20 protein-coding genes are annotated in these 25,341 nt (G+C 49.3%); 17 read left to right on the top strand and 3 right to left on the bottom strand.

Translation table 11 applies throughout. The features are described from left to right. Positions 1–45: 45 nt before the first annotated feature. A complete protein-coding gene (locus tag CD05_RS0111905; protein WP_028510687.1) occupies positions 46–387 on the top strand; it encodes a phenylpyruvate tautomerase MIF-related protein in 342 nt (113 codons plus the stop codon). A 551-nt stretch (positions 388–938) separates the two neighbouring features. Here the strand turns inward: CD05_RS0111905 and CD05_RS0111900 are convergent. From CD05_RS0111900 to CD05_RS0111890, 3 genes are read right to left on the bottom strand one after another with little or no spacing between them, the layout of a single operon-like run. Further along, on the bottom strand, positions 939–1,601 hold the full coding sequence (locus tag CD05_RS0111900) for a sigma-70 family RNA polymerase sigma factor (RefSeq protein WP_028510686.1): 663 nt from the start codon (positions 1,599–1,601) through the stop codon (positions 939–941). Next, complete coding sequence (gene spoIIAB / locus CD05_RS0111895; protein ID WP_028510685.1) at positions 1,598–2,047, bottom strand: anti-sigma F factor; 450 nt, start codon at positions 2,045–2,047, stop codon at positions 1,598–1,600. Before spoIIAB ends, CD05_RS0111900 begins: the two co-directional genes overlap by 4 nt. A 37-nt stretch (positions 2,048–2,084) precedes the next feature. Next, a complete protein-coding gene (locus CD05_RS0111890; protein ID WP_051588980.1) occupies positions 2,085–2,426 on the bottom strand; it encodes an anti-sigma factor antagonist in 342 nt (113 codons plus the stop codon). A 660-nt stretch (positions 2,427–3,086) separates the two neighbouring features. Here CD05_RS0111890 and CD05_RS0111885 point away from each other — a divergent pair. The 16 genes from CD05_RS0111885 to CD05_RS0111810 all read left to right on the top strand — a co-directional run bounded on the left by CD05_RS0111885 (position 3,087) and on the right by CD05_RS0111810 (position 25,167). Further along, positions 3,087–3,785 (top strand): ABC transporter ATP-binding protein, encoded by a 699-nt coding sequence (locus CD05_RS0111885; RefSeq protein ID WP_037322982.1) that lies wholly within the window; start codon positions 3,087–3,089, stop codon positions 3,783–3,785. Beyond that, the gene (locus tag CD05_RS0111880; protein ID WP_347495305.1) at positions 3,778–4,722 is read left to right on the top strand and encodes an ATP-binding cassette domain-containing protein; all 945 of its coding nucleotides are present in this window, start codon (positions 3,778–3,780) and stop codon (positions 4,720–4,722) included. Before CD05_RS0111885 ends, CD05_RS0111880 begins: the two co-directional genes overlap by 8 nt. Before the next feature lie 62 nt (positions 4,723–4,784). Further along, complete coding sequence (locus CD05_RS0111875) at positions 4,785–7,715, top strand: extracellular solute-binding protein (protein ID WP_028510681.1); 2,931 nt, start codon at positions 4,785–4,787, stop codon at positions 7,713–7,715. Positions 7,716–7,734: 19 nt separating this feature from the next. Then, entirely contained in the window at positions 7,735–8,682 is a 948-nt protein-coding gene (locus CD05_RS0111870; protein ID WP_028510680.1) for a sugar ABC transporter permease, read from the top strand. A gap of 18 nt (positions 8,683–8,700) precedes the next feature. Continuing rightward, complete coding sequence (locus CD05_RS0111865) at positions 8,701–9,597, top strand: carbohydrate ABC transporter permease (RefSeq protein ID WP_051588979.1); 897 nt, start codon at positions 8,701–8,703, stop codon at positions 9,595–9,597. Positions 9,598–9,644: 47 nt separating this feature from the next. Next, a complete protein-coding gene (locus tag CD05_RS0111860; RefSeq protein WP_028510678.1) occupies positions 9,645–11,252 on the top strand; it encodes a hypothetical protein in 1,608 nt (535 codons plus the stop codon). Positions 11,253–11,266: 14 nt separating this feature from the next. Next, on the top strand, positions 11,267–11,896 hold the full coding sequence (locus CD05_RS0111855) for a Yip1 family protein (protein ID WP_028510677.1): 630 nt from the start codon (positions 11,267–11,269) through the stop codon (positions 11,894–11,896). A gap of 26 nt (positions 11,897–11,922) precedes the next feature. Continuing rightward, positions 11,923–14,367: a DUF5696 domain-containing protein gene (locus CD05_RS0111850; RefSeq protein WP_028510676.1), complete on the top strand. Its 2,445-nt coding sequence runs from the start codon at positions 11,923–11,925 to the stop codon at positions 14,365–14,367. Further along, positions 14,367–15,434: a sugar ABC transporter permease gene (locus CD05_RS0111845; RefSeq protein WP_242841262.1), complete on the top strand. Its 1,068-nt coding sequence runs from the start codon at positions 14,367–14,369 to the stop codon at positions 15,432–15,434. Before CD05_RS0111850 ends, CD05_RS0111845 begins: the two co-directional genes overlap by 1 nt. Positions 15,435–15,447: 13 nt before the next feature. Further along, positions 15,448–16,482 (top strand): carbohydrate ABC transporter permease, encoded by a 1,035-nt coding sequence (locus tag CD05_RS0111840; protein ID WP_028510674.1) that lies wholly within the window; start codon positions 15,448–15,450, stop codon positions 16,480–16,482. A 600-nt stretch (positions 16,483–17,082) separates the two neighbouring features. Continuing rightward, complete coding sequence (locus tag CD05_RS19895) at positions 17,083–17,928, top strand: SGNH/GDSL hydrolase family protein (RefSeq protein WP_051588978.1); 846 nt, start codon at positions 17,083–17,085, stop codon at positions 17,926–17,928. 16 nt (positions 17,929–17,944) lie between these two features. Beyond that, complete coding sequence (locus CD05_RS0111830; RefSeq protein ID WP_051588977.1) at positions 17,945–18,448, top strand: DUF4358 domain-containing protein; 504 nt, start codon at positions 17,945–17,947, stop codon at positions 18,446–18,448. Between the two features lie 298 nt (positions 18,449–18,746). After that, positions 18,747–20,162 carry an MBOAT family O-acyltransferase gene (locus tag CD05_RS0111825; protein ID WP_028510672.1) on the top strand — a complete coding sequence of 472 codons (1,416 nt, stop codon included), beginning with the start codon at positions 18,747–18,749 and terminating at the stop codon, positions 20,160–20,162. A gap of 12 nt (positions 20,163–20,174) precedes the next feature. Then, positions 20,175–21,311 carry a DHHW family protein gene (locus CD05_RS18495; protein ID WP_051588976.1) on the top strand — a complete coding sequence of 379 codons (1,137 nt, stop codon included), beginning with the start codon at positions 20,175–20,177 and terminating at the stop codon, positions 21,309–21,311. A gap of 212 nt (positions 21,312–21,523) precedes the next feature. Then, positions 21,524–23,551: an NAD(+) synthase gene (locus CD05_RS0111815; RefSeq protein WP_028510671.1), complete on the top strand. Its 2,028-nt coding sequence runs from the start codon at positions 21,524–21,526 to the stop codon at positions 23,549–23,551. After that, positions 23,548–25,167, top strand: a complete 1,620-nt coding sequence (locus tag CD05_RS0111810; RefSeq protein ID WP_028510670.1) for a GDSL-type esterase/lipase family protein — start codon at positions 23,548–23,550, stop codon at positions 25,165–25,167. Before CD05_RS0111815 ends, CD05_RS0111810 begins: the two co-directional genes overlap by 4 nt. The last annotated feature ends 174 nt before the right edge of the window (positions 25,168–25,341 follow it).

Here is a 25,341-nt window from a genome sequence, read left to right as displayed (position 1 = left end):
TCGGCTGGAAAATGATCAGGAATCTTATTATAAGGAGGGCTAATTATGCCATTTATCAATGTAAAAACAAACGCAGAGGTAAGCAAGGAAAAGGAAGTCGAGCTCAAGACTGCACTCGGCAGGGCTATCACTGCCATTCCCGGAAAGAGCGAGGGGTGGCTGATGATAGGAATCGAGCCGCAGCAGGCTATGTACTTCAAGGGCACAGACGACCCGTGTGCTATGGTAAGTGTAAGCATCTACGGCTCGGCTTCGAGCTCGGCTTACGACAATCTGACAGGGCAGATAGACGATATTCTCGGCTCTGTTTTAGGCATTGACAAGTCGAGGATATACACTGCGTACTTCCCGACAAATGACTGGGGCTGGAACGGAGGAAACTTCTGAAGCCGGCATGAGAAAAAGCGCCCGAAAGGGCGCTTTTTTAGTTATCAGTTAAGAGTTAACAGTTAACAGTTGAGGTGTATTGTCCTTTAAGCCAAAGGCTTAAAGGACGCAAGTTTCGCTTCGCATAACTTGGCTTGTGCCGCACGATATGGCCATTCGGCCAGTGCAAACCGAACTGCTTCGACCAAGTCAAAGCATATGCACCCGAAGGGGTGTGGGGGCGACCGGAAAGCCCCCCCTACCCGTAGCGTAGGATAAGGAGAGACTACCCTTGTAGCTAAATTGTGGTGGCAGCTTAACTTCAAGGGTACGCTCTCGCTACCATAAGGTACACGAGGGGCTTTCCGGTCGCCCCTCGACCCTTCGGAATGTCGCCCTACGATATACTGTCGGAAGGAAACGGCCGAATGGCCATACCGTGCGCCTTTGGCGCACACCATAACTATTCACTATTCATTCTTCACTATTCACTATTCACTAAGCGAAGCGTTTCCGCCCGAATGGGCATAATGTCGGTGTGAGCCGACACATCAACTGTTACCTGTAACCTGTTAACTGTTAAGCGTAGCGTACAGCTGCTGCATTATCTTCTTTTCACGGCGGGAGACCTGCACCTGCGTCATACCGAGGGCGGCGGCGGTCTTGGACTGGGTGAGGTTTTTGAAATAGCGCAGGAAAATAAGCTGCCTGTCCTGCTTGTCAAGGCGTGAAATGGCATCGTATAGGGCGATGCGGTCGGTTATGCCGGTGTCGGGGGCAGGGGTGGGGATATCTGCCTGATGCTCGCCGTCATCGTCCCACTCGGTAAGGCTAAGGGCCGGCTGGGCTGAGGCTATCGCTTCGGTTATCATCTCCTCGCTCTCGCCGAGGGCGGCGGCAAGCCGGGCGACGGTGGGTTCGGTGCCGGTGCTTTGCAGTATCCGCTCACGCTCACGGGTGACTCTGAGCGAGAGCTCCTTAAGAGGGCGGCTGACCTTGACCTGACCGCCGTCACGGAAAAGCCTTCTTATCTCACCTAAGATAACAGGCACAGCGTAGGTCGAAAACTTAACGCCCCTGCTCTCATCAAAGCCCCTGGCGGCCTTGCACAGCCCGAGCGAGCCTGCCGAGAAAAGCTCATCATACTCGATGCCACGGCCGTTTAGTCTGTTGGCGCAAAGCCGCACGAGCCCCATATTCTCACGGACGAGCTTATCGACTTTATCCTCGCTCATGGCTCGTCCCTTTTGTATATGTATTTTTCCATAGTGACTGTGGTGCCTTTGCCGGGGGCGCTTTTTACTCTGAGCTTGTCGCAAAAGCTCTCCATTATCGCAAAGCCGAGGCCTGCACGCTCCTCCTCGGGGGCGGTGGTGAAAAGCGGCTCCATAGCCTTTTTGATATCCTCGATGCCGACGCCCTTATCCTTGATATACAGCCTGACCCTGCCGCTTGAAAAGAGCTTTAGCTCGACGGTGACAAGGCCGGGTGTTTCACGGTAGCCGTGGACGATAGCGTTTGTCACCCCCTCGGAAACGGCGGTCTTTAGCTCGGCCACAGCGCTTATATCTGCGCCTGCTGATGCGAGAAAGCCCGAGACTGCAAGCCTTGCGAGCCCCTCGTTCTCGGAATGGGAAGGGAAAATCAGCTTTAGTTTGTTCTTTACAGTATCCATTATCATATTCGGCACCCGGGGTGAGTGCCGCCTCCTTTCGTGTTTAGTTGCTGACTGATGCGCTGTGGGCGGTATACACCACCCTGACGACACGCTCGACAGAGGCAAGGCCTATAAGCTTTCGTATGGCAGGGGAGGGGTTTGCGATAAGAATATCTGAACCGAGCTCGGTCATACGCTTGAATCTGCCCATGATAAGGCCGATGCCTGATGAATCCATAAACGTAACTTTGGAAAAATCAAGCACGAGCAGGGCAGGGCGGTATTTTTCTATTGCGATATCCGTATGTTCTCTTATGGGACGGGCGTTGTGGTGGTCAAGCTCGCCTGAAAGAAAGACGCTGAGTATACGCCCGTGGGCGCAGTAGTCGATCGTTGGCAGCATTTGCAGCACTCCTTTTTTATATATAATAGTATACGGCGGTTGTTGCGCACTTTCCTGATATTTATGATAAGAATGTGATATACAGTGAATACTTACCGTTTAAGGAAAATACAAGAATATGAAATCAAATCTGAAAATATTATACTGCCTGTCCTGCGTGATTTTGGTCGAAAACCGGGCTGAAAATAGGGGGTCAATTGTAAACTTTTTGAAAAGGTTTAAAAAAGTGGTAATCAAAATGGCATTCTGACGGTATTTCTTTGAAAACTTGTTTAAATCGTTCTTGCAGTATGCACAATATTTGAACTGACGGTATGTGCAAAACACACAAAGGCAAAATTCGCTAAAAAAAAATCATACTAAAACGTTTACGCCGCCTTGACAAAAACCCTTGTAATTGGTATAATTAAGATTAGCTAAATAAGCCCTTTTTGCGTATTTTTGCTAAAAGCCTTGTGAAATTCAACAAGGTTTGATACCAAATTTGAACAAATTAACTATATGTTGCATGGCTAAGCGGCTTTCCGGCCGTATGTACAAAATGCACAAGCTCTGTCGTATACTGACAACGGTACGTCAATATTAATATGGTACCGGTTTTTTTAACGATGCAATGTGACAGGCAGGTGTGCAGAATGTGCGTTTTTTGAGGGTAAGCGTATGGCAGACACTAACTTGCACAGCTCGGTGATACTTGAAGCTAAGGATATCGGGCGTGATTTCAAAATAGGCGACGGCAGCGTCGTTTCAGCGCTCAAGGGCATAAATGCTGAGATAGAAAAGGGCACTCTTACTATTTTAAGAGGGCGCTCGGGCAGCGGCAAGACCACGCTGATAAACATTCTCGGCGCACTGGACAGGCCGACAAAGGGCAGCGTCATATTTGACGGGAAGGACATCACAAAGCTCAGCGAGGCCGGGCGTGATGACCTGAGAAGATATGAAATGGCGTTCGTTTTCCAGTCGGTAGCGCTCATGTCGGGCATGACGGCGTATGAGAACGTCGAGTTCGGGCTGAGGCTCGCAGGATACCCCTACAAGCTGAGGGACAAACGGGTCAGGGAAGTGCTCGAAAATGTAGGCCTTGGCAAGAGAATGCACCACAGGCCGCCGGAAATGTCGGGCGGCGAGCAGCAGCGAGTTGCCATAGCAAGGGCTATAGCCCACAACCCGAAGATAATCTTCGCAGACGAGCCGACAGCTGAGCTCGACACTGCGACAGGGCTCCATGTCGTCAAGCTGTTCAAAGAGCTTGTGGCAAGGCACGGGATGACTATAATCATGACGACGCATGACCCCAGCATGGTAGACATTGCTGACAAGGTCTATACGTTAGAGGACGGTGAGACAGTTGAGTGATGAGACCACCGTTAAGGATACAGACAGCGAATACATGATAAGGTGCGAGAACCTTGTCAAGATATACAAGACCGATGAGGTAGAGGTAGTTGCGCTGCAGGGGCTCGACCTTGATGTGAAAAAAGGTGAGCTCATGGCGATAGTCGGCAATTCGGGAAGCGGAAAATCAACGCTGCTGAATATGCTGGGCGGCCTTGACAGGCCTTCGGCAGGAAGCCTTTACATCGACGGGAAAAATCTTCTGAAGTTCTCGGACAGGGATTATATGCAATACAAGCGTGAGACTGTGGGGTTCGTATGGCAGAACAATGCGAGAAACCTCATACCGTACCTTACCGCCTTGCAGAACGTCGAGATGCCGATGATACTTTCCTCAAAGAAGGAAAGGAAAAAGCGTGCATCTGAGCTGCTTGAGAAGGTAGGGCTCTCACACAGGAAGAATTCAAGGCTTGATCAGATGTCGGGCGGCGAGCAGCAGCGAGTGGCGATAGCTATTGCGCTTGCGAACCAGCCGAGACTTCTGCTTGCAGACGAGCCGACAGGCTCGGTCGATACAAAGACCTCGAACATGATACTTGATATATTCAAGGAGCTCAACAGAACTGAGGGCATCACGGTAGTGATAGTCACTCACGACGTAAAGCTTGCAAACCACATCGACAGAGTGGTGGCTATCAGGGACGGGAGAACGAGCTCGGAGATAGTGCGAAAACGCTCCTACAAGGCTGAGCTCGATGAAATGGGCGATATGCTCACACAGGCTGATGACAGCGAGGGTGAGCAGACGCACGAGGAGCTTGCTGTGCTCGACCGCTCGGGAAGGCTTCAGATACCCAAGGAACACCTTGAGGCTTTGGGGCTGCACGGAGGGGACAGAGTAAAGGTAGAGCTCGACGGTGACGGAAAGGGGATAAGGCTGATACCGCCGTCACAGTGAATTATGGATAGACCAAAATGGGTGATATATCAGCAAATCAAGTAAGAAAGGTGGACTAAACAGTGAAACACACAGGGTTTAGGCGTATTGCTTCGTCGGCTTTGGCGGCTGCACTTGTGCTTTCCATGGCGCCTTCGGCGTTTGCAGATGATTCTGTAAAGTCCGAAGCGTCGGCAGCTGCGGTAGATGCTGCAAACAGGGAAAACACCTACAGCGCATATCTCAAAAGATATGCAGATGCAGAACGCCCTAACGAAGAAGCGATCTGTTACGGCAAGGACTTCAAGGCCGCAGAAGGCTCGGACATTTCTTGTTCTGTAGAGTCGGTAGACGGAAAGGACAATGTATTCAAATGGGCGAGTCAGACGGGTCAGGTCGATTTTACCGTAAATATTCCCAAGACGGGTCTTTATTTCGCAGAGATCAGCTACGAGGCGCTTGAGGGTACTACCTCAGACGTTCAGTTTGCGCTGTCTATCGACGGAAAGAGCCCCTACGCTACGGCACAGCGTATAACTATGCCGAAGGTATGGGTAAACGAGTCCGGCGACGAGATACTCAAAGACTCAAAGGGCAATGACATTCGCCCCAAGCAGAAGGAAGAGGTAATGTGGCAGACAAAGGACATCGAGGATATCGACGGCCTTTCCAACGACCCCCTCGCTTTCTACATGGAGGCAGGCACACACACTATAACACTCAGTTCTGAAAAGGCTCAGTTCGCTATAGAGTATATCAAGTTCTACAACCACGAGAAGCTCCCGAGTTATGATCCAAGCGCTCCTCAGCTTTCGATGGCTACAGGAAAGAGGATAACTCTTGAGGGCGAGCTTGCAAAATACAAGTCGTCAAAGACACTGTTCCCCACCTCGGACAATACATCCTACATGACCTCCTCTTCAAACGGCTCATCGCCTACTAAGGAAAAGTACAACACGATAGGCGGTCAGGGCAACTGGAACAAGTCCACCGAGACAGTAACATGGGAATTCAATGTAGAAGCCGCAGGCTGGTACAAGATAGGCATAAGAGCCAGACAGGACCAGATGCGTGGTATGTACTCAAACAGAAGGCTTTATATAAATGGTAAGGTGCCTTACGAGGAAGCTGACCAGGTAAAGTTCTACTACGACACTGAATGGACTGTTACATCACCCTCTTTCGGCGACGACCCGATGTATTTCTACCTTGAATCGGGCAAAAACACTCTCACCTTAGAGGCTATCCCCGGTGAGATAGGCGAGATAATGGACGAGATCGACGATATCGTTTATAACACCAACAGCTATTACAGACAGATCCGTCAGATCACAGGTCCTTCGCCTGATGAATACAACAACTACAACATAGACAAGGCTCTTCCTGAGTGCATAAGCGACTTTGAGAAGTATTCAGAGCAGCTTATCGAGGCTCAGAAGAAGATAGAGGAGCTCTCAGGCACAGGCGGTACAGAGGCTGTAACGCTCAGAACAATGTCTATCATACTTGACAAGTGCGTTGACAAGCCTGACAGGATACCCTCGATGATGTCTCAGATCAAGGACAACATCACAGCCGTTTCGGCATGGGTAACACAGTACCGCTTCCAGCCGCTTGAAGTAGATATGATCGAGCTCTGCACGAGCGATGAGGATTTCACATCTACCGACAGCTCGTTCTTCAAGGGTCTTTCCTACGGCTTCTCCAAGTTCATAGGTTCATTCTTTGAGGATTACAACTCGCTCTCAGATCTCGATGAGAATTCGAGCGATGTTATGACAGCATGGATAACGACCGGCCGTGATAACGCTAAGGTGGTCACAAGCCTTATCAACAACGGCTACAATGTAGATGCCAAGACAAAGGTTAACGTAAAGCTCGTTGTCGGCGGTATCGTTGAGGCTACCTTCTCAGGCAAGGGTCCTGACCTGGCACTCTTCCTCGGCGGTGACTACCCGATACAGCTGGCCGCCCGAGACGTTCTGGTCGATCTGTCGAAGATGGACGGGTTCGACGATGTAATAAAGAACTTCTCGAAGGACGCAACGGTGCTCTATCAGTACAACGGCGGAACATACGGCATACCGCTCGAACAGCAGTTCCCGATGCTCTTCTACCGCTCGGATATACTTGAAGAGTACAACATCGACCCTGCAACAGACCTCGCTACATGGGACGGACTTATAAACGTTCTCCCCGCACTCCAGAGAAACTACATGGAGGTAGGCCTGATACTCGCTCAGATGGGCTCGGCAGGTGTTACACAGATATCGGCTACTACCGAAGCCGGCAACACCTTCGCTATGCTGCTTCTCCAGCAGGGCCTCAACTACTACAACGAAGACCAGACAAAGACAAACTTTGATACAAACGAGGCTGTAAGCGCATTCGACAAGTGGACAAAGTTCTACACCACATACAGCTTCTCGCAGACATACGATGCATTCACACGTTTCAGAATGGGTGATATGCCTATACTTATCAACAACTATGGCTTTGCTAACCAGCTCGCTACAGCTGCTCCTGAAATAAAGGGCTGCTGGAACTTCCAGCCTGTTCCCGGTACGATACAGAAGGACGGCTCGATAAATCACGCAGCAAGCTCGGCAGGCGCAGGCGTAGTGGTATTCAAGAAGGTACCCAACGTTGACGATGCATGGGATTTCGTTAAGTGGTTCACATCTACTGAGACACAGACAGCTTACGGCCAGGATATCGAGGCTGTACTCGGTACACTCGGACGTTACGCTTCAGCTAATGAAGAAGTTCTTGCAAACCTCTCATGGACAACTACAGAGTACAACAAGCTCAAGGAGCAGCTCGATTCTCAGGTAGAGATACCTGTAATCCCCGCTTCCTACGGCGTTACAAGAAACCTTATGAACGCATTCAGACAGGTAGTCAACGATGCAGACAATGCAAGAGACACACTCTTCTGGTACAACAAGGACATCAACGACGAGATCGAACGTAAGCTCGAAGACCTTGATATGTACGAATACGACAACAAGTAAAGGAGGGAGTTATTGATATATGGCTAAGAACAATGCTGACGGCCAGCAGATGCCGATGAATAAAGCCGGCAAATGGGCATATACATGGCACATGGTCAAGGTAAATAAAGCGTGCTATGGACTTTTGGCTCCCTTTATGATCCTGTTTACTGTCTTCCTGATAGTTCCGATCATCATGTCACTGCCTATAGGCTTTACAAACTTCAACATGGTACAGTTCCCGAAATTCGTCGGGCTGTCAAACTTCAAGACTTTGTTCCTGAACGACGAGGTATTCCTTATAGCCATAAGAAATACTCTCATATTCGCAGTTTTCACCGGCCCGTTCTCCTACATACTGAGCTTCATACTTGCATGGCTCATAAATGAGATGCACCCGGTACTCAAAACATTCTTCACATTCGTATTCTATGCTCCTTCAATGACTACATCAGTTTACGTTATCTGGCAGCTGATCCTTTCGGGTGACGCTAACGGTTACGTTAACTCGGTAATGATGGACATAGGCATATTCACACAGCCTGTTCAGTTCCTTACAGACACCAAGTACATCCTTGGCGTATGTATAGTAGTTCAGCTGTGGATCTCGATGGGCGCAGGCTTCCTTGCGCTTCGTGCAGGCTTCCAGAACATCGACAAGTCGATGTACGAGGCAGGCGCTATCGAGGGTATCAAGAACAGATGGCAGGAGCTCTTTATGATAACTATCCCTTCGATGGGTCCTCAGCTCCTCTTCGCAGCTGTTTTACAGATCTCCTCCTCATTCACGGTAGGTGCTGTAGGTCAGGCGCTCGTAGGTCTTCCTTCGTCCGACTACGCTGCACACACTATCATGAACCACGCAACAGACTACGGCTACATCAGATTTGAGATGGGCTACTCGGCGGCAATATGCTTTGTACTGTTCGCAGCCATGCTGCTTGCAAACAAGGGCATCAATTCACTGCTCGCCAAGTATCTTGACTAAGGGAGGTGAGTAGGCAAAATGGCAAGAAAAAGAAGAAAGGTCTCAATTGAGAAGCTAAAGGTCAAGGACAAGAAAAAGCAAGTCAACAAATCGCTCGCAGGCGATATTGCGATATTTGTTTTCCTGTGTCTGCTCGGTTCCTTCATGCTGTTCCCTCTGTACTACTCACTTGTACAGTCGGTAAAGCCGATCGAAGAGCTGTTCATATTCCCGCCTAAGCTCTATGTTCTTAACCCTACAGTCAAGAACTTTACAGACCTTGTAAACGTAGCATCTAATATGTGGGTACCGCTTTCAAGATACATATTCAACTCAGTGTTCATCACGATAGTTGTTTGTGTAGGCAATCTCTTCGTTTGCTGCTGTGCAGCATTCGTACTTGCAAAGTGCAGGTTCCCGGGCGCAAACTTCTTAAACAAGCTGATAGTTACCGCCCTCCTTTTCTCCTCTCAGGCAACATGGATCATGACGTTCCTTGTGCTTTCAAAGCTCGGACTCATAGATACATACGGCGCACTCATACTCCCCAATATCGCAACTCCTCTCGGTCTGTTCCTTATGAGACAGAGTATGTCAACGATACACGATTCGATGATAGAGGCTGCGAAGATGGACGGTGCAGGCCTGTTCAGGATATGCTGGCAGATAGTTGTTCCCAACTCGAAGCCTGCGATCATGACACTTATAATCTTCGCCTTCCAGGGCGCATGGAATATCCAGGGCGGCGTGCTTATCTACTCTGAGGAGTTAAAGACACTGCCTACGATAGTTCAGCAGATATCAATGACCGGTCTTTCCCGTCAGGGCGCTGTTTATGCAGCAGCAGTCGTACTTCTTATCCCGCCGCTCGTTGTATTCCTTGCAGCACAGTCACAGGTTATGGAAACAATGGCTAACTCGGGTATCAAGGATTGATAGAATATCCCTGACAGACTAACTTAAAAAGGAAAAAGGTGAAACGAATGTCAATAAGAAAAAAGATCAAAAGAATCCTCACTCTTGCTTTGACAGCCTCACTTTGCTCGGTCATGACGATAACAGCTTTCGCTGATGAGCCTTACAATTCATACAGCTATGACTCTTGGGAGCAGCCTGTTCCCTCACAGAGCGCATACAGGATATCAAGAACGATAACAGGTTATGAAATAGGGCTCAGCCAGCTGCGTGACCCGTCAAGCGCTTACTATGTGAGCGATGATGCGGTAATAACACTTTCCGGCGCAAGAGACCTGTTCTGTGATGAAGATGCAAGGGAATTCTGGATAGCAGATACCGGCAACAACAGAATACTCAGAACAGATGAGGACTTCAAGCTCAAGGGCGTTTACTACGGCGTGAGCGGCCAGAGCGAGATAAACAAGAACGAGGCTACAGGGCTCTCGGATTTCAGCGAGCCTATGGGTCTGTACGTCAAGACAAGTATATACACCAACGAGAAAATGGTGTATGTTGCCGACAACAAGAACGGCAGAGTCGTAAAGGCTAAGCTGACAACAGGCAACACTCTTGATATGGTACAGGAATACACCAAGCCTGATGACGCACTCTACACACAGACAACATTCAACCCCTCAAAGGTGCTGGCTGACAATGCCGAGAATGTTTACTGCGTTGTAACATCGGTAAATACCGGTGCGGTAATGTTTGCAAGAGACGGCAAATTCACAGGCTACTACGGTGCTAACAGAGTTGAAGTTACCGCTAAGGTAATCGCTCAGACACTCTGGAGAAAGATAGCATCAAATGAACAGATAAGCGCTATGGAACGTAACGTTCCGGCAGAGTTCAACAACTTCGACATCGACAGAGAGGGCTTTATCTACTCGGTAACTGAGAAGGGCAACACAAGCACCGACGCTGTTAAGAAGCTCAACTCCGCAGGCTACAATATCTGGAACAACAACGCTGGTAACGAGTACAAGTTCGGCGATATCACAGACGCTGTATGGGACTCGGTATCAAACAAAAAGCACAACAAGATGCTTACTGACATAGTTGTTGACAACTACGGCAGAATGAACGTGCTCGACTTTGAAACGGGCAGAGTCTTCCAGTACGACAAGAATGCAAACCTTATCTGCATCTTCGGTACAAAGACCTCCTCGGCAGACCAGAGAGGTTCCTTCTCACAGCCGAATGCAGTTGAGACGCTCGGCGAGAATGTCTATGTAATAGACGGCGCGAAGAACGACGTCACAATGTTTACAACAACTACTTTCGGCCAGCAGGTACACAAGGCTGTTAACCTCTACGATGAGGGTAAATACACAGAGGCTGTTCCTTACTGGAACAACGTTATGGACAGAGACGGCCTTTACACACTTGCATACATCGGCATGGGCAAGGCTTCCCTTAATCAGGAGAAGTACACAGAGGCTCTCGACTACTTCAAGACAGCATACGACAGAAAGGACTACGACAAGGCCTTCAAGTATGCAAGAGAAGACTTCCTCAGAGAGCACTTCACTGCAATAATAATCATCATCCTGGTACTTATAGCACTCCTTATAGTAAGAAAGGTTCTTATCTACAAGGGTATTATAGTTATCCATGAGCGTGAGAGAATTTAAGGGGGGAAAATTATATGTATGAATATTCCACTATAGGGTGGCTCAAGCATTGTATTTTCCATCCTGTTGAGGGCTTCGAGGATCTTCGCTGGAAAAAGAAGGGCTCGATACCTGTAGCTATCGGCATAGTCGTGATGCTGTTCATTGCAATGGTCGTTGACCACCAGCTCACAGGCTTTGCTTACAACATGAACTATGTTAAGGTATTCAACGTAGTGCCGCTCCTGGTACAGTCGGTAGTATACTTCATAACATGGGTAGTCGGAAACTGGGCGCTGTGTACGCTGCTCGACGGTGAGGGTACTTTCAAGAAGATCTTCATCTACTCGGCTTACGCACTCGTTCCCTACATCGTCTGCACGTTTATAGCAGTTATACTCTCAAACGTGCTGATAAAGGATGAATCCATCTGGATAATCGCTGTTCAGTGGCTGGGCATCGGCTGGTCTGTAATACTTATGATACAGGCTATGAGAGCTGCTCACCAGTATTCATTCGGAAAGACGCTCGTATCAATGATAGGTACTGTTATAGTAATGCTTCTCATACTTTTCCTTGCAGTGCTTCTCATTTCGCTTTTCCAGCAGCTTTATGTATTCATCTATCAGATATACACAGAGATACTTTACAGAGTCAGAGGCTAACTTACAGAAACGGTGGTGTAAAATAAATGCATAACAGAAATTATAAAAAGGCTATAGTTTTTGCGTTAGTTCTTACAATGCTGATGCCTCTGGGCTCGGTGGTTGCGTCCTCCTCTGATGACAGTGCGTCTGACGAGGCTGTGGCAGCTCAGGCTGCTGATGACAACGCTGAAAAGAGTGAAGACTCCGAGGGCGGCGATGACGCCGAGGAGGATAAGGAAGAAAAGGACGACAAAAAGAGCGACGAAGAGGATGCTCCTCTTATAACCGACGCTGAAGCTATTGCCCTTGAATCCTGCGAGCTTGCTGCCGAAAACGACAAGTTTGCACTCTATTCAGATAAGGACAACGAAAGAATAGGCCTTTATGTAAAAGAAACAGGCCAGTACTGGTGGTCAAGCCCGATAAACACATGGTCGGATCAGACTATAGTTGACGAGGCCAAGGGCAACACCATGAAGAAGGCTCAGAGAAAGCAGGTATCATCAAGCCTTGTTATCTCCTACGCTGATCTTTTACAGAGCAAGAGAAACGTTACCGATGTTTATTCGACAAACGCTTCAAAGAGCTTCAAGACCACAAACAAGGGCGTTGTGGTGACATACAACTTCAAAAAGTCGAGCGGCGGCTTCAAGGTGCCCGTTCATTACGAGCTTGACGACAAGGGACTTTATGTTTACGTTGATACAAAGGATATCGACGAGCCCGATACAAACTCTATCGACGGAAAGGTGCTCACAAGGATCACCTTTGCACCTTACTTCGGTGCTCAGGCACCCACTGAGATAGACGGTACTCCGATAAACGGATACATGATAGTTCCTGACGGCAGCGGTGCTGTTATGGAATACAACAACGGCAGATCAAACTACCCTGACTACGAGCAGGTCATCTACGGCAGAGACTATACTCCCGTTCCGCTTTCTGCTCCGAGAGTTACACAGCAGGCATTCATGCCGGTGGTATCAACTGTCAAGGGTAAGAACGGTCTCGTTATAGTAGCAACTGACGGTGACTCATACGTTACTGCAAATGCCGTAGTAACAGGCCAGAACAAGCAGGCCTTCAACACAGCTTACTTCAGCTTCACGGTAAGAAGCACCGACCAGTTCTACATGAGCGGTGACTCTACCAACAGGCTGACAGTTTACGAAAAGGGCGACATCAAGACCGAGAAGGTCGGCGTTCACTACTACCCGGTAGCCGGCAAGGACGGCGCTGATGTAAACTACGCTGACTGCGCTGAGGTATACAGAAACTACCTCATCGAGAACAAGGGGCTGGAAAAGAAGACTGAAGCTAACAAGTCTCCTCTCTATGTTGACCTTTACGGCGGTGTTTTAAAGCAGACATCTATCCTGGGTCTTCCCTTTGACCTGAAGACTGAGATAACAGGCTTCAAGCAGGCAAGCGAGATAATCGAAAAGCTCAAGGACAAGAATGTTGACGATATGGTCGTTAACTACAACGACTGGACAAACAAGTCGATAAACAAGAAGATCTCTACCGAGGCTTCTGCATCGGGTACTCTCGGCGGCCAGGACGACTTCAAGGACTTCCTCGGAACTGACGGCATAACCGTTTACCCGTCGATGAACAACAACCAGATGAATTCGAGCTCATGGGGCTACATGACCCTGACGAGCACAGCGATCAGAATATCCAACGCTTATTCAAGACAGAGCAAGTATTCTTACGCATTCGGTGTTGCTGAGGTCGGCGTATCGCCCGCACTCCTCTCACCCTCCAAGTACACTCAGGTGTTCGACGAGATGGTGAGCAGCTACAAGGACGAGAGCATCGACAACATAGGCTTCGGCGACTTCTCCTACAAGCTCTCGAGCGACTTCTCGACAAAGAGCACATCTACAAGAGACAAGACGATGAACACTCTCATCGAGGGCTACGAGAAGGCTAAGAAGGACATAAGCGGAGGCATTATCGCTGACTCTGCAAATGCATACGTTTTACCGTATGCCGATCATGTGACAAACGTGCCTGTATATTCTTCCGGCTTCAATGTTACTGACTACGACATACCGTTCTATCAGATGGTAGTTCACGGCTATGTACCTTACTCGGGCAAGCCGATAAACGCAAGCTCCAACAGCGACGAGATGTTTATGTTAAGCCTTGCGGCAGGCTCCAATGTCCACTACGACATGATCTATGAGGACGCTTCCGTGCTCCAGGATACTGAGTACAACGACCTCTACTACGCAAACTATGAGGGCTGGGTACCTCACGCTGCTACTGAGTATGAGCTCACAAAGCAGATACTTTCAGGCGTAAGCAACATGACCATCAAGAAGTACACAAGAAGTGCTGACGGCAGCGAGCTGAGAACTGTTTACACAGACGGCTCGAAGGACGTTGAGGTGGCTATCAACATGAAGAACGCCACAGCAACAGTTGACGGCAAGACTTACGATCTGAGCGAAGCATTAAGTGAAGGAGGGTTGAACGGCTGATGAGTAATGAGATTATGGAAAACGAAATACTCGACGAAGCTGCCGAGACTGCTGAAGAAGCAGCAGAGCAGGTCGAGGAAACAGCCGACGAGCAGCCCGAGGTCACAATGAGTTCAGCAGACTTTGAGGCAAAGCTGTCAAGTGCTTCGGCACCTGCAAAACAGAAGGGTCTTAAGATACCCTACGAAAGAAGAAAGGCACTCTACGGCTACGGCTTTATAGCACTGTGGTTCATAGGAACGATATACTTCTTCATCGTTCCGCTTATCGAGTCGCTTGTTTACTCTTTCAACAAGACACAGCCTGTAAACGGCGAGATGAAGCTCGAGTATGTAGGTCTTGACAACTACGTCTACGCTTTCAGAAAAGACGTTGACTATTCACCTGCGCTCGTTGCGATGCTCAAGGATACAGCGCTCAAAACACCGCTCATACTTATATTCTCGATATTCGTAGCGGTTATCCTTAACCAGAAGTTCAAGGGAAGAACTCTTGCAAGAGCTATATTCTTCCTCCCCGTTATCATAGCTACCGGCCCTGTTATCGACATCATCAACGGTAACATGAGCACAGGCGGTTATGCAGGCGGCTCGGAGCAGTTCTCCTCAATGTTCGAGGCAAACCTCGTAGATGAGCTGCTCAACTTCCTCGGTGTTTATAACATCAGTGACTCACTGACAGAGATCATAAGCTCGGTAGTCGGTGACATCATGAACCTTGTATGGAACTCCGGTATCCAGATACTCCTCTTCCTGTCGGCATTGCAGGGCATACCTACTTCCGCTAAGGAAGCAGCCAACATGGAAGGTGCTACGGCTTGGGAGTACTTCTGGAAGATCACCATTCCTTACATCAGCCCTATGATCGTTGCAAGCGTTGTTTACACTGTTGTTGACTCGTTCGTTGATCCTTCCAACCAGGTCATGCTCTTGATCCTGACTAAGGCTTCGAGCTGGGAGCACGGTATGATGGCAGCTATGGCATGGAGCTACTTCGCTATCGTCGGCGTAGTTCTTGGTATAGTGGTTGTTATCGTAAACAAGGTAGTATACTACGAAGTAGAGTAAGGGGGTGGAGTAATTGGCAACTAAAAAAGAAGAAAAGCAGTTTGAAAAAGAGCGTAAAAAAGCTAATAAAGAACGTCTTAAGCGTATGAAAGCTGAGGGTCTCGACAAGTACCTGACCCCTGAGCAGATAAGATACAACAGACGTAAAGCGGTTTTGGATTCGGTATGGCCAATATTCAGATTCCTTATTCTGTTCGGCCTTGGTTTCGTAATACTCTACCCGATGATATTCATGATATCAACAGCATTCAGACCCAGTGAGCAGATGAACGACCCTTCGATCATCTGGCTGCCCAAGAGTCTGACTATGGACAACATCAATGACGTTTGGAAGGTCATGGACTTCGGCAACACAGCTATCAACACGGTAATTCTTAACCTTGTTGCTTCTGTACTTGAAGTTATCTCCTGCTCGATAACCGGTTACGGTTTTGCGAGATTCAAGTTCAAGTTCAAGGGCTTACTCTTTGCTATAGTAACGCTCATGATCATCGTTCCTCCGCAGATCATAACGATACCGCTGTTCATGCAGTATTCGTTCGGCTGGATAACTGTTTTAAAGGGCGGCGAGTCGCTCATCAACAGCCCTCTGACAATGTATCTGCCTGCTATCTTTGCAAACGGCATCAGAGGCGGTCTGTTTATCTACATATTCCGCCAGTTCTTCAGAGGACTCCCCAAGGAGCTTGAAGATGCAGCTTATCTTGACGGCTGCGGCCCGCTCAGGACTTACGTTCAGGTAATGGTCCCCAATGCTAAGACCTCATTCCTGACAGTATTCCTTTTCGCAATAGTATGGTACTGGAACGACTTCTACATCTCGTCCTCGTACTTCACACAGAACGACACTGTTGCACTTATGCTCAAAAACCTTGACGCTACCCTGATACAGACACTGTTCTCAGGTCAGCAGGTCGGCATAAGACAGATAATAGTATGGCTCGAAGCCGGCTGTATCCTGTCAATCTCGCCGATACTTATCATGTATGTATTCCTGCAAAGGTACTTCATCGAAGGTGTTGAGCGTTCGGGTATCACAGGTATCTGATACGTTTTTTCAAAGCACTCCCGGTCACGGGGGTGCTTTTTTTCAGGTAACAGGTGACAGGTAACAGGTAACAGGTGTGGTGCGGCAAAGCCGCTTATACCCATTCGGGCAATATGTGACTGAGGAAGGCAAGTCCGAAGGGGGTGAGCGGCAGCTCGAAAGCCCCCCTTTTTTCGGGTAACAGGTGAGGAGCGCCTGACGGAAATGATATGCCCATTCGGGCAGGCAGGTCGGACGGATTCAACTAAGCCGTATGACGTGCCGGCGAAGGGGTATCCCCTGAGAACGAGAGCGCCGCCTTGAAGGAAAGAACCCCCCACACAGAATAGCTTCAAGGGAACGGTTGGTTTTTTCATACGCTACGGACGTGGGGGCTTTCCGGTCGCCCCCACACCCCTTCGGCTGCACGCCCGAAAGGGCATATCATCGCCGCAGGCGATACAATAACTGTTACCTGAAATGGGGCTGATGTGATTATGCCTAAAAATGACCTCGCTTGTCTTTGAATTTTCTGCCCCCGGATTTTCATAAACCTCTTGAAATATATCATAAAATATGGTATGATTAAAATGATTGGAAATAAGGGAAAGGGGCATACTAATGGCAGAGCAGAAGGCTACCTCGCCGCCGATAAGAGCGAAGAATCAGCAAAATATCATATCACTGTTCTGTGTCTGCACCGCTGTGGCTGTGTTTATATGGCTGATACTGACAGGTCTGAGCATCGGTAAGAAAATGCCTGCCGATGATGACAGCAGCGTTGTTGCAGTCGATAAGAACGACAGCGAAGTCAGCAAGGAAAAGGACTCCGATCCGGACAGCAGCCCGGACAGCGACTCGGAAGATGACGGCTCGTCTGACACCGACACCGAGCACGGGCCTTCGGATTTCTCGGATGCGTGCTTTATAGGCGACTCACGAACTGTCGGCCTTTCATATAACTCGGGCAAGCCTATGGCGACCTTCTACTGCGCTACCGGCCTTAACGTTTCGTCAGCGCTCGATGAGCCGAATATCGAGCTTGAAAACGGCAACCTCGGCAATGTTGTAGATGCGCTCGGTCAGAGACAGTTTGACAGGATATATATAATGTTCGGTATCAACGAGGTCGGCTGGCCTTATGTTGACCAGTTCCAGAGCGAATACGAGGAGCTGATAAACGCTGTAAAGGCCGCACAGCCTGACGCAAAGATATACGTTCAGCTTATAATCCCCGTGACTGCTTCGAGAAGTGCTCAGGGCGATTCAATAAATAATACTAACGTGGCAACATTCAACGAGGCTGTAAAGGCTGCGGCGACAAACTGCGGCGTTGAGTGGATAGATGTCAGCCCGGCACTTGTTGACGCAAGCGGCTGTCTGCCGGAAGATGCGGCGACTGACGGCGTACACATGACAAAGGATTATCTGGTCAAGTGGATAGAATACTTAGAGCAGAACACATAAGAAAGGGAAGATAAAAATGAAAAAGAAGATAGCTTTATTACTCGCAGTAATGACGATATTCGGCGCAGGACTCACAGCCTGCGGTGACAGCAGCTCATCATCGGGCAGCGCTTCCAAGGCTGATTCGCAGAGCGCAGAGAGCGGCAAGAGCGTGACGGCTGTTGCTGACGAGCTCAAGAACGGCATAGAGTTCAAGGATACTTTAAACGAGCTCGGCGTGGGAATGTATGACAAGATATACGGCATCACCGAGGATATGTACAAGGAAGGCAAGGTGTACATCGGCTCGGGCGGCGCAACTGCTGAGGAGATAGCCTGCTTTGAGGCAAAGGACGAAGACGGTGCAGCAAAGATAAAGGAAGCCTTTGAGACAAGAGTTGAAAAGCAGAAGGACGCTTTCAAGGACTATGTGCCCGAGGAGCTTGACAAGTTAGGCTCGGCTGTTATAATCACAAAGGGCAACAGCGTTTATATGTGCATCTCAAACGACGATGCAAAGGCTAAGGAAATAATAGGCTGACAGGCTAATGCAGAGGTAAGAGGTTACTGACCTCTTACCTTTGGTTTTTGTTGAAGACTATGTGACAGTCGGCTTTCAGGTAACAGGTGATATGTATTGTATTATCCGCTTCGCAAAGATTTACCTTGCGGCGGACGGGTGTCTGTTCGGACTTTTTATCCCGACAAAATCACTTATAATATGTCAGATAGTTCCCCAGATTGCCCGAATGGGCATATCATCGGCGCATAAGCGCCGATACCATAACTGTTACCTGTTACCTGTTAACTGTTAACTGAATCAAGAGGAGACAACGCTTATGCTATTTAGCAGTAATGTGTTTTTATATATGTTTTTGCCGCTTTGTCTGGGGCTGTATTTTATAGTGCCGAGAAAGCTCAAAAACTTTGTTTTGCTTATATTCAGCCTTGTTTTCTACGCATGGGGCGAGCCTAAGTATGTGCTGATAATGCTTGCGAGCATCACGGTGGCGTACATCACAGGCCTTTTTGCCGACCAGAAGCGCTACAAGCAAAACGGCAGGCGCAAGGCCATGCTCTCGATGATAATTGCGATAGTGTGGAACTTAGGCTTCCTGTTCTTTTTCAAATATACGAACCTCTTTATCAAGACGGCAAACGACATCGGCGGCCTGGGGATAAAAGCTCTTGACATAGCGCTGCCGATAGGCATATCCTTCTACAGCTTCCAGACGCTCTCGTATGTTATCGACGTATACAAGGGCGAAGTAAAGCCGCAGAAGAACATACTTAACCTTGCGACGTATGTTGCGCTTTTCCCGCAGCTGATAGCAGGACCTATCGTTCGCTATCAGACGATAGAGGAGCAGCTGACTGAGCGTAAGGAGAGCTGGGACAAGTTTTCATCGGGTGTAAAGCGCTTTACCTACGGTCTTGCCAAAAAGGTGATACTCGCAAACTCGGCAGGTGCGCTGTTTGAGGAGCTCAGTGCCATGAGTAACGACAAGCTCTCGGTAACGGCGGCGTGGGTAGGGATAATTGCCTACACATTCCAGATATTCTTTGATTTCTCAGGCTACTCCGACATGGCGATAGGCCTTGGCAGGATGTTCGGCTTTGAATTTTTGGAGAACTTTGAATACCCCTACATCTCAAAGAGCATAACCGAGTTCTGGAGGCGGTGGCACATATCCCTCTCGACATGGTTCAGGGATTATGTCTACATTCCCTTGGGCGGCAACCGCAAGGGCAAGGGCAGGCAGATAACAAACATCATGATAGTATGGGCGCTGACCGGCTTCTGGCACGGTGCGAGCTGGAACTTCATGGGCTGGGGCGTATACTTCGGGATACTGCTGCTGCTTGAAAAATTCATATGGGGCAAGGGGCTGCAAAAGACCCCGGCGTTTGTTCAGCACATATACGCCATGTTCTTTGTGGTGATAGGCTGGGCGCTGTTCGCATTTGACGACACGGACAAGCTGATAAACAACCTTAAGAATATGTTCGGCGCTAACGGTCTGCCGCTTATAAACGACATGACGGTGTCAAAGATGCTCGGCTTTGCGGTGACGTTCGTGATACTTGTCATCGCATCTACTCCGCTTTGCAAGTGGCTGGGGGAGAAGATAAAGGGCAAGAGCGAGGCTGCATTTGACGTGGTGCAGACGCTCTCTGTCCCGGTGCTGCTTATCTTAAGTGCAGCATACTTGGTGAGCAGCTCGTACAATCCGTTTTTGTATTTCAGATTCTAAGGGGGAGGAATAATGAAAGCTATAAAAGCAAAGATAATTTCAATTTTCTTCCTTGTGTTCATATTCGGCTTTGGCATAGCAGGCCTTGTGATGAAGGACAGGGAGTTTTCCGACATGGAGAACAGGATGCTCGCACAGTCGCCGGAGATAGACACCGACACTGTGCTAAAAGGCGAGTTTCAGGACAAGCTGGAGACATACCTCTCAGACCAGATGCCGCTGCGTGACGGGCTGTATGCGCTCAAAGTAGACTACGAGCGGCTGATGATGAAGACTTATCAGAACGGGGTATACTTTGCAGATGACGGATATCTTATCCAGGAATACAAGGAAAACCCCGTGCAGATAAACAAGAACGTCACATACATTAATGACTTTGTGAAAAATGTCGATGTGCCGGTGACTTTCATGCTCGTACCCACGGCGACGGCGGTGCTTAACTACAAGCTGCCGGAGGGGTGCCTGAATGACGACCAGCGAAGCTCGATAGACCTTGTTAAGGACGGGCTTGATGAAAAGATAAACTTCATAAGCCCATACACCGAGCTCAACAGCGCATCTGAGCGCAATCAGGTATTTTACCGCACCGACCACCACTGGACAGAGCAGGGTGCTCATGTAGGCTACGAAGCGCTGATGAAGGCTTTAGGCAAGGAGCCTGCACAGCCTGACTACGAATACGAGACATTCAGCGGCGAGTTCTACGGCACGCTTTACTCAAAGGCGCCGTCGGCATTACAGGAGGCGGATACATTCAGAGCCCCCAAGAACCCTGACGGTGAATACAAGGTAGAGTTTGCCAAGGAGCAGGAAGACCCCAAAACGCTCATCGGAATGTACGATGTGACGAAATTAGAGACAAAGGACAAGTATGCAACGCTTTTCGGCGGCAACTTCTCGCACTTCACGATAAAGTCGAATGCTGCGAATGACGAGCGCATACTCGTGATAAAGGATTCTTACGCAAACGCCGTACTGCCTTACCTTGCAGACAGCTTCTCGACCATTGATGTGATAGATATGCGTTACTACCACATGGAGCAGCAGACAGTATCTGAGCTGATAAAGGCCGAGGGGATAACGCAGGTAGTGCTGCTTTACAACATGGATTTCTTTAATTCGGATAATAATTTCTTGTGGCTTGATTAAGCAAAAAGCTCTCCCAAAAAGGGGGAGCTTTTTTAGGTTACAGGTAACAGGTAACAGGTGAGATATCGACGCAAAGCATCGATGATATGCCCATTCGGGCGCAAAGTCTACGACGTGGCAGTTCACTATTAGCTGTTAACCGAAAAAAGCTATTGTATTTTCGCCGTGAATATGTTATAATCTAAGTAACATTTTATAAAGGACTGATAACTATGAAGGACGGTTTTATAAAGGTCGCTGCCTGCACGCCTGAGATAAAGGTCGCAGATGTTGAGTTCAACAAGCAGCAGATATTAAAAATGATAGACGAGTGCGCCCGGAAGGGTGTGAAGATAGCAGTTTTCCCGGAGCTGTGCATCACGGGATACACCTGCCAGGACTTATTCTTCCAGGGAATGCTGCTTGATGAGGCCTTGCAGGCGGCTATCGACATATCAAAGGCGACAGCCGAGCTTGAGATGCTCATAGCCGTAGGCCTGCCGTTAAAGGCCAAGGGCAAGATATACAACTGCGCCGCAGTTATCATGCACGGGGAGATACTTAGCTTTGTGCCGAAGACCTATCTGCCTAACTACAACGAATTCTACGAGGCAAGGCACTTTGCGCCTTACAAGGGCGGCAGCTGCCATTTAGACCTCACGCCTTACTATATGGACGGCAAGATACACTCCGCCGATATGGAGCAGGCGGTGTTCAAGCTCGACTGCTATACCGACGAGGAGAATGAAAAGCCTGTCAAGAATTCTGACGAGCTGATAGTGGGCTTTGAGATATGCGAAGACCTCTGGGTGCCTGACCCGGTGTCCAACTACCTTGCAAAGGCAGGCGCAAACATCATCTGCAACCTCTCGGCAAGCGATGAGGTCATAGGCAAGGACGATTACAGGCGTGCGCTTGTTTCAAACCAGTCGGCAAGGCTTGTGTGCGGCTATGTTTACGCATCGGCAGGCGACGGCGAGAGCACGCAGGACATGGTGTTCTCAGGGCATAATCTGATAGCTGAGAACGGCTCTATCCTTGCAGAGAGCACGCTGTTTGAAAACGGCATAACCGTTTCCGAAATAGATGTCTCACGCCTTGCGTTTGAAAGGCGCAAGATGTCTACCTACCCCGAGAGCTTAAACACCTGGGACGCCCCTTCCGACAGGTACAGAAAGCATTTTCTTGACGACCTGCCTGTGCTGTGGATGACATTTGACCGTGAGGAAACTAAGCTCACAAGAAAATTTGCCAGAACGCCGTTTATCCCCTCAAATGAAGCCGAGCGAAACAAGAGGTGCGACCTGATACTCAATATGCAGTCGCACGGGCTTATGAAGCGCCTGACCCACACATGGTCAAAGACGCTTGTTATCGGCATATCGGGCGGCCTTGACTCGACGCTTGCGCTGCTTGTGTGCATAATGGCTCTCGACAAGCTAGGAAGGCCTCACAGTGACATAGTCGCAGTCACGATGCCCTGCTTCGGCACAACAAAGCGCACGAGGGGCAACGCCGAGATACTATGCGAGGCGCTGGGCGTGACGTTTCGTGAGGTAAACATCACAAAGAGCGTTTTACAGCACTTTGAGGACATAGGCCATGACGTGAACGACCACAGCGTGGTGTTTGAAAACGGCCAGGCAAGAGAGCGCACCAAGGTGCTCATGAACATAGCAAATCAGGTCGGCGGCCTTGTTGTCGGAACAGGCGACCTGTCAGAGCTTGCACTCGGCTGGGCGACCTATAACGGCGACCATATGTCGATGTACGGTGTCAACGGCTCTGTGCCGAAAACGCTGGTAAGGCATATAGTTAGATACTATGCAGACACCTGCACGAGCGACAAGCTAAGAGATGTACTGTACGATATTCTGGACACGCCAGTATCGCCCGAGCTGCTGCCGACAGACGAGACAGGCAGCGAGATAACGCAGAAAACAGAAGACCTCGTAGGCCCCTACGAGCTGCACGATTTCTTCCTTTACTATGCGATACGCTGGGGGTTCAAGCCTAAGAAGGTATACCGCATAGCCAGGCTCGCATTCGAGGGGGCATACGATGATGCGACGATACTTAAATGGCTCAGGACGTTCTACCGCAGATTCTTCTCGCAGCAGTTCAAGCGCTCCTGCCTGCCGGACGGGGCGAAGATAGGCTCTGTTACGCTCTCGCCGAGGGGCGACTGGAGAATGCCTTCAGATGCGAGCAACGCCATATGGCAAAAAGAGCTTGACGAGTTAGAGGGGGAGAAGAATTGAAAAAAATAATATGTGCAGCACTCAGCCTTATAATGGCTATGAGTGCGACGGTGAGCGCATTTGCGCAGACGGGGGAGGACTACACAGAAAGCCTGCCCGTGATAGAGATAACTCCGCCTGAATACGAGTCGGGCGCAGAAGATGAGCCGGTCGAGAGCGGCAAGGCAGCAGAAATAGGCAGCAACACGGATACTACGACCACTACCACGACTGCAAAAAAGACCACAACGTCAAAGGTGACAACGACCACAAAGAAGACGACAACGACACCTAAGACGACCACGACAAAGGCCACGACCACCACCACCGCCAAAAAGGTGACGGCAAAGACTGTAAGGCTGACACAGAACATCGTGCTCTACAAGGGCGAGAAGAAAAAGCTCGACATCGTGGGTGCGAGCAAGGGCAAGGTGACTGTCAAGACAGGCAACAAAAAGGTAGTCGCAGTAAACGGCATCACGCTGACTGCAAAGAAAAGCGGCAGCACAAAGGTCACGATAACAGTCAAGAGCGACAAGAACACATACATCGTGACAGCAAACGTCACCGTCAAGGTGTCAAGCTATGACAGCAGCGTGAAATACGACCAGACAAAGACCTCATCAAAGCAGAAGCTGCCGGCAGTCGTATGGCACAAGGAGGTAGTCGCAGGCAAGAAGTTTACTCTTAAGCTGTCGGGCTATGACAAGGTGAGCTTCACATCATCTGAACCAAGCATCGCAAGCGTTACCTCAAAGGGTGTCGTGACTGCAAGAAAGGCCGGCAGGGCACTTATCAAGGCAAAGGTCAAGGCCGGCAGAGAGAGCTACACCTTCTACACAAGGGTACACGTCATAACAGGCAAGGCTGCACCGACCGTTACGCAGCAGCAGATAAACACCTTCTTCGGAGCATCAGGCTTTATCGGCAGCTCGATAGGCGTCGGGCAGCAGATGTATTTTAACTCACAGGGCTATAACTTCTTAGGCCACCCGGCAATGATGGTGAGGGGCTGCTACGCATTCCACAACGACGGCGGCGCAAACGGCTCGCAGTATCAGATAAGCTACGGCGGCTACACTGGCCCTGCAAGGTATGTGGTACAGCATTCGGGCGTTAAGAGAGTGTTTATAAACATGGGCACCAACGACATGGTCGGCAGTGCTGATTACGTCTTTAACAACTATGTAAACTACATCACCGGCATCAGAGCCACCAACCCGAACGTGCCGATATACATCGAAGCGATGACCCCTGTATACGCAGGCGGCCAGAGGGGCAACCTGAACAACGCAAACGTAAATGCCCTCAACGCAAAGCTGGCAGCATACTGCAAGACGCAGAGTGATATGTACTACATCGACATAAACACACCGCTCAAAGCCGGCACAGGTGCGCTGCCTGCGGCGTACTCGTCTGACAGCTACGTTCATCTGACAGCTGCGGCATATGCGGTATGGACGAATGTGGTAGTAGATTACGTCAGCAAGCAGATGATAGCCGAGCAGCGTGCAAAGGACGCTGTGCAGACCTACACCGAGAGCAAGACATCTGCCAACAAGACAGCAGCAAAGAAAGCGCTAAGCAAGCTCGAAAGCTCAGCGCTCAAGACAAAGCTGCTAAAAAAGCTCAAATAAGCAAAAGGCTCCCCGAATTCTTTCGGGGAGCCTTTTTTCAGGTAACAGTTAACAGGTAACAGTTAACAGGTGAGGAGTGCCTGCGGCACAGATGCCCATTCGGGCGTGTTAGTCGGGCGATATAAGCTAAATCGTAGGATATGCACCCGAAGGGGGTGAGCGCAGGCGAAGCCG

Origin of the sequence: Ruminococcus sp. NK3A76, from assembly GCF_000686125.1 — a bacterium.
Lineage (GTDB): Bacteria > Bacillota > Clostridia > Oscillospirales > Ruminococcaceae > NK3A76.
The sequence above is the reverse complement of the archived record's forward strand: the minus strand, read 5'-3'. Positions and strand labels throughout refer to the sequence as shown.

Coding starts and splice junctions, on each gene's coding strand:
- CD05_RS19895 (WP_051588978.1), top strand. CDS start 17,083: ATGGCAGAGCAGAAGGCTACCTCGCCGCCGATAAGAGCGAAGAATCAG.
- CD05_RS0111890 (WP_051588980.1), bottom strand. CDS start 2,426: ATGCTGCCAACGATCGACTACTGCGCCCACGGGCGTATACTCAGCGTC.
- CD05_RS0111865 (WP_051588979.1), top strand. CDS start 8,701: ATGGCAAGAAAAAGAAGAAAGGTCTCAATTGAGAAGCTAAAGGTCAAG.
- CD05_RS0111885 (WP_037322982.1), top strand. CDS start 3,087: ATGGCAGACACTAACTTGCACAGCTCGGTGATACTTGAAGCTAAGGAT.
- CD05_RS0111815 (WP_028510671.1), top strand. CDS start 21,524: ATGAAGGACGGTTTTATAAAGGTCGCTGCCTGCACGCCTGAGATAAAG.
- CD05_RS0111900 (WP_028510686.1), bottom strand. CDS start 1,601: ATGAGCGAGGATAAAGTCGATAAGCTCGTCCGTGAGAATATGGGGCTC.
- CD05_RS0111825 (WP_028510672.1), top strand. CDS start 18,747: ATGCTATTTAGCAGTAATGTGTTTTTATATATGTTTTTGCCGCTTTGT.
- spoIIAB (WP_028510685.1), bottom strand. CDS start 2,047: ATGATAATGGATACTGTAAAGAACAAACTAAAGCTGATTTTCCCTTCC.
- CD05_RS0111845 (WP_242841262.1), top strand. CDS start 14,367: ATGAGTAATGAGATTATGGAAAACGAAATACTCGACGAAGCTGCCGAG.
- CD05_RS0111850 (WP_028510676.1), top strand. CDS start 11,923: ATGCATAACAGAAATTATAAAAAGGCTATAGTTTTTGCGTTAGTTCTT.
- CD05_RS0111905 (WP_028510687.1), top strand. CDS start 46: ATGCCATTTATCAATGTAAAAACAAACGCAGAGGTAAGCAAGGAAAAG.
- CD05_RS0111855 (WP_028510677.1), top strand. CDS start 11,267: ATGTATGAATATTCCACTATAGGGTGGCTCAAGCATTGTATTTTCCAT.
- CD05_RS18495 (WP_051588976.1), top strand. CDS start 20,175: ATGAAAGCTATAAAAGCAAAGATAATTTCAATTTTCTTCCTTGTGTTC.
- CD05_RS0111860 (WP_028510678.1), top strand. CDS start 9,645: ATGTCAATAAGAAAAAAGATCAAAAGAATCCTCACTCTTGCTTTGACA.
- CD05_RS0111870 (WP_028510680.1), top strand. CDS start 7,735: ATGGCTAAGAACAATGCTGACGGCCAGCAGATGCCGATGAATAAAGCC.
- CD05_RS0111830 (WP_051588977.1), top strand. CDS start 17,945: ATGAAAAAGAAGATAGCTTTATTACTCGCAGTAATGACGATATTCGGC.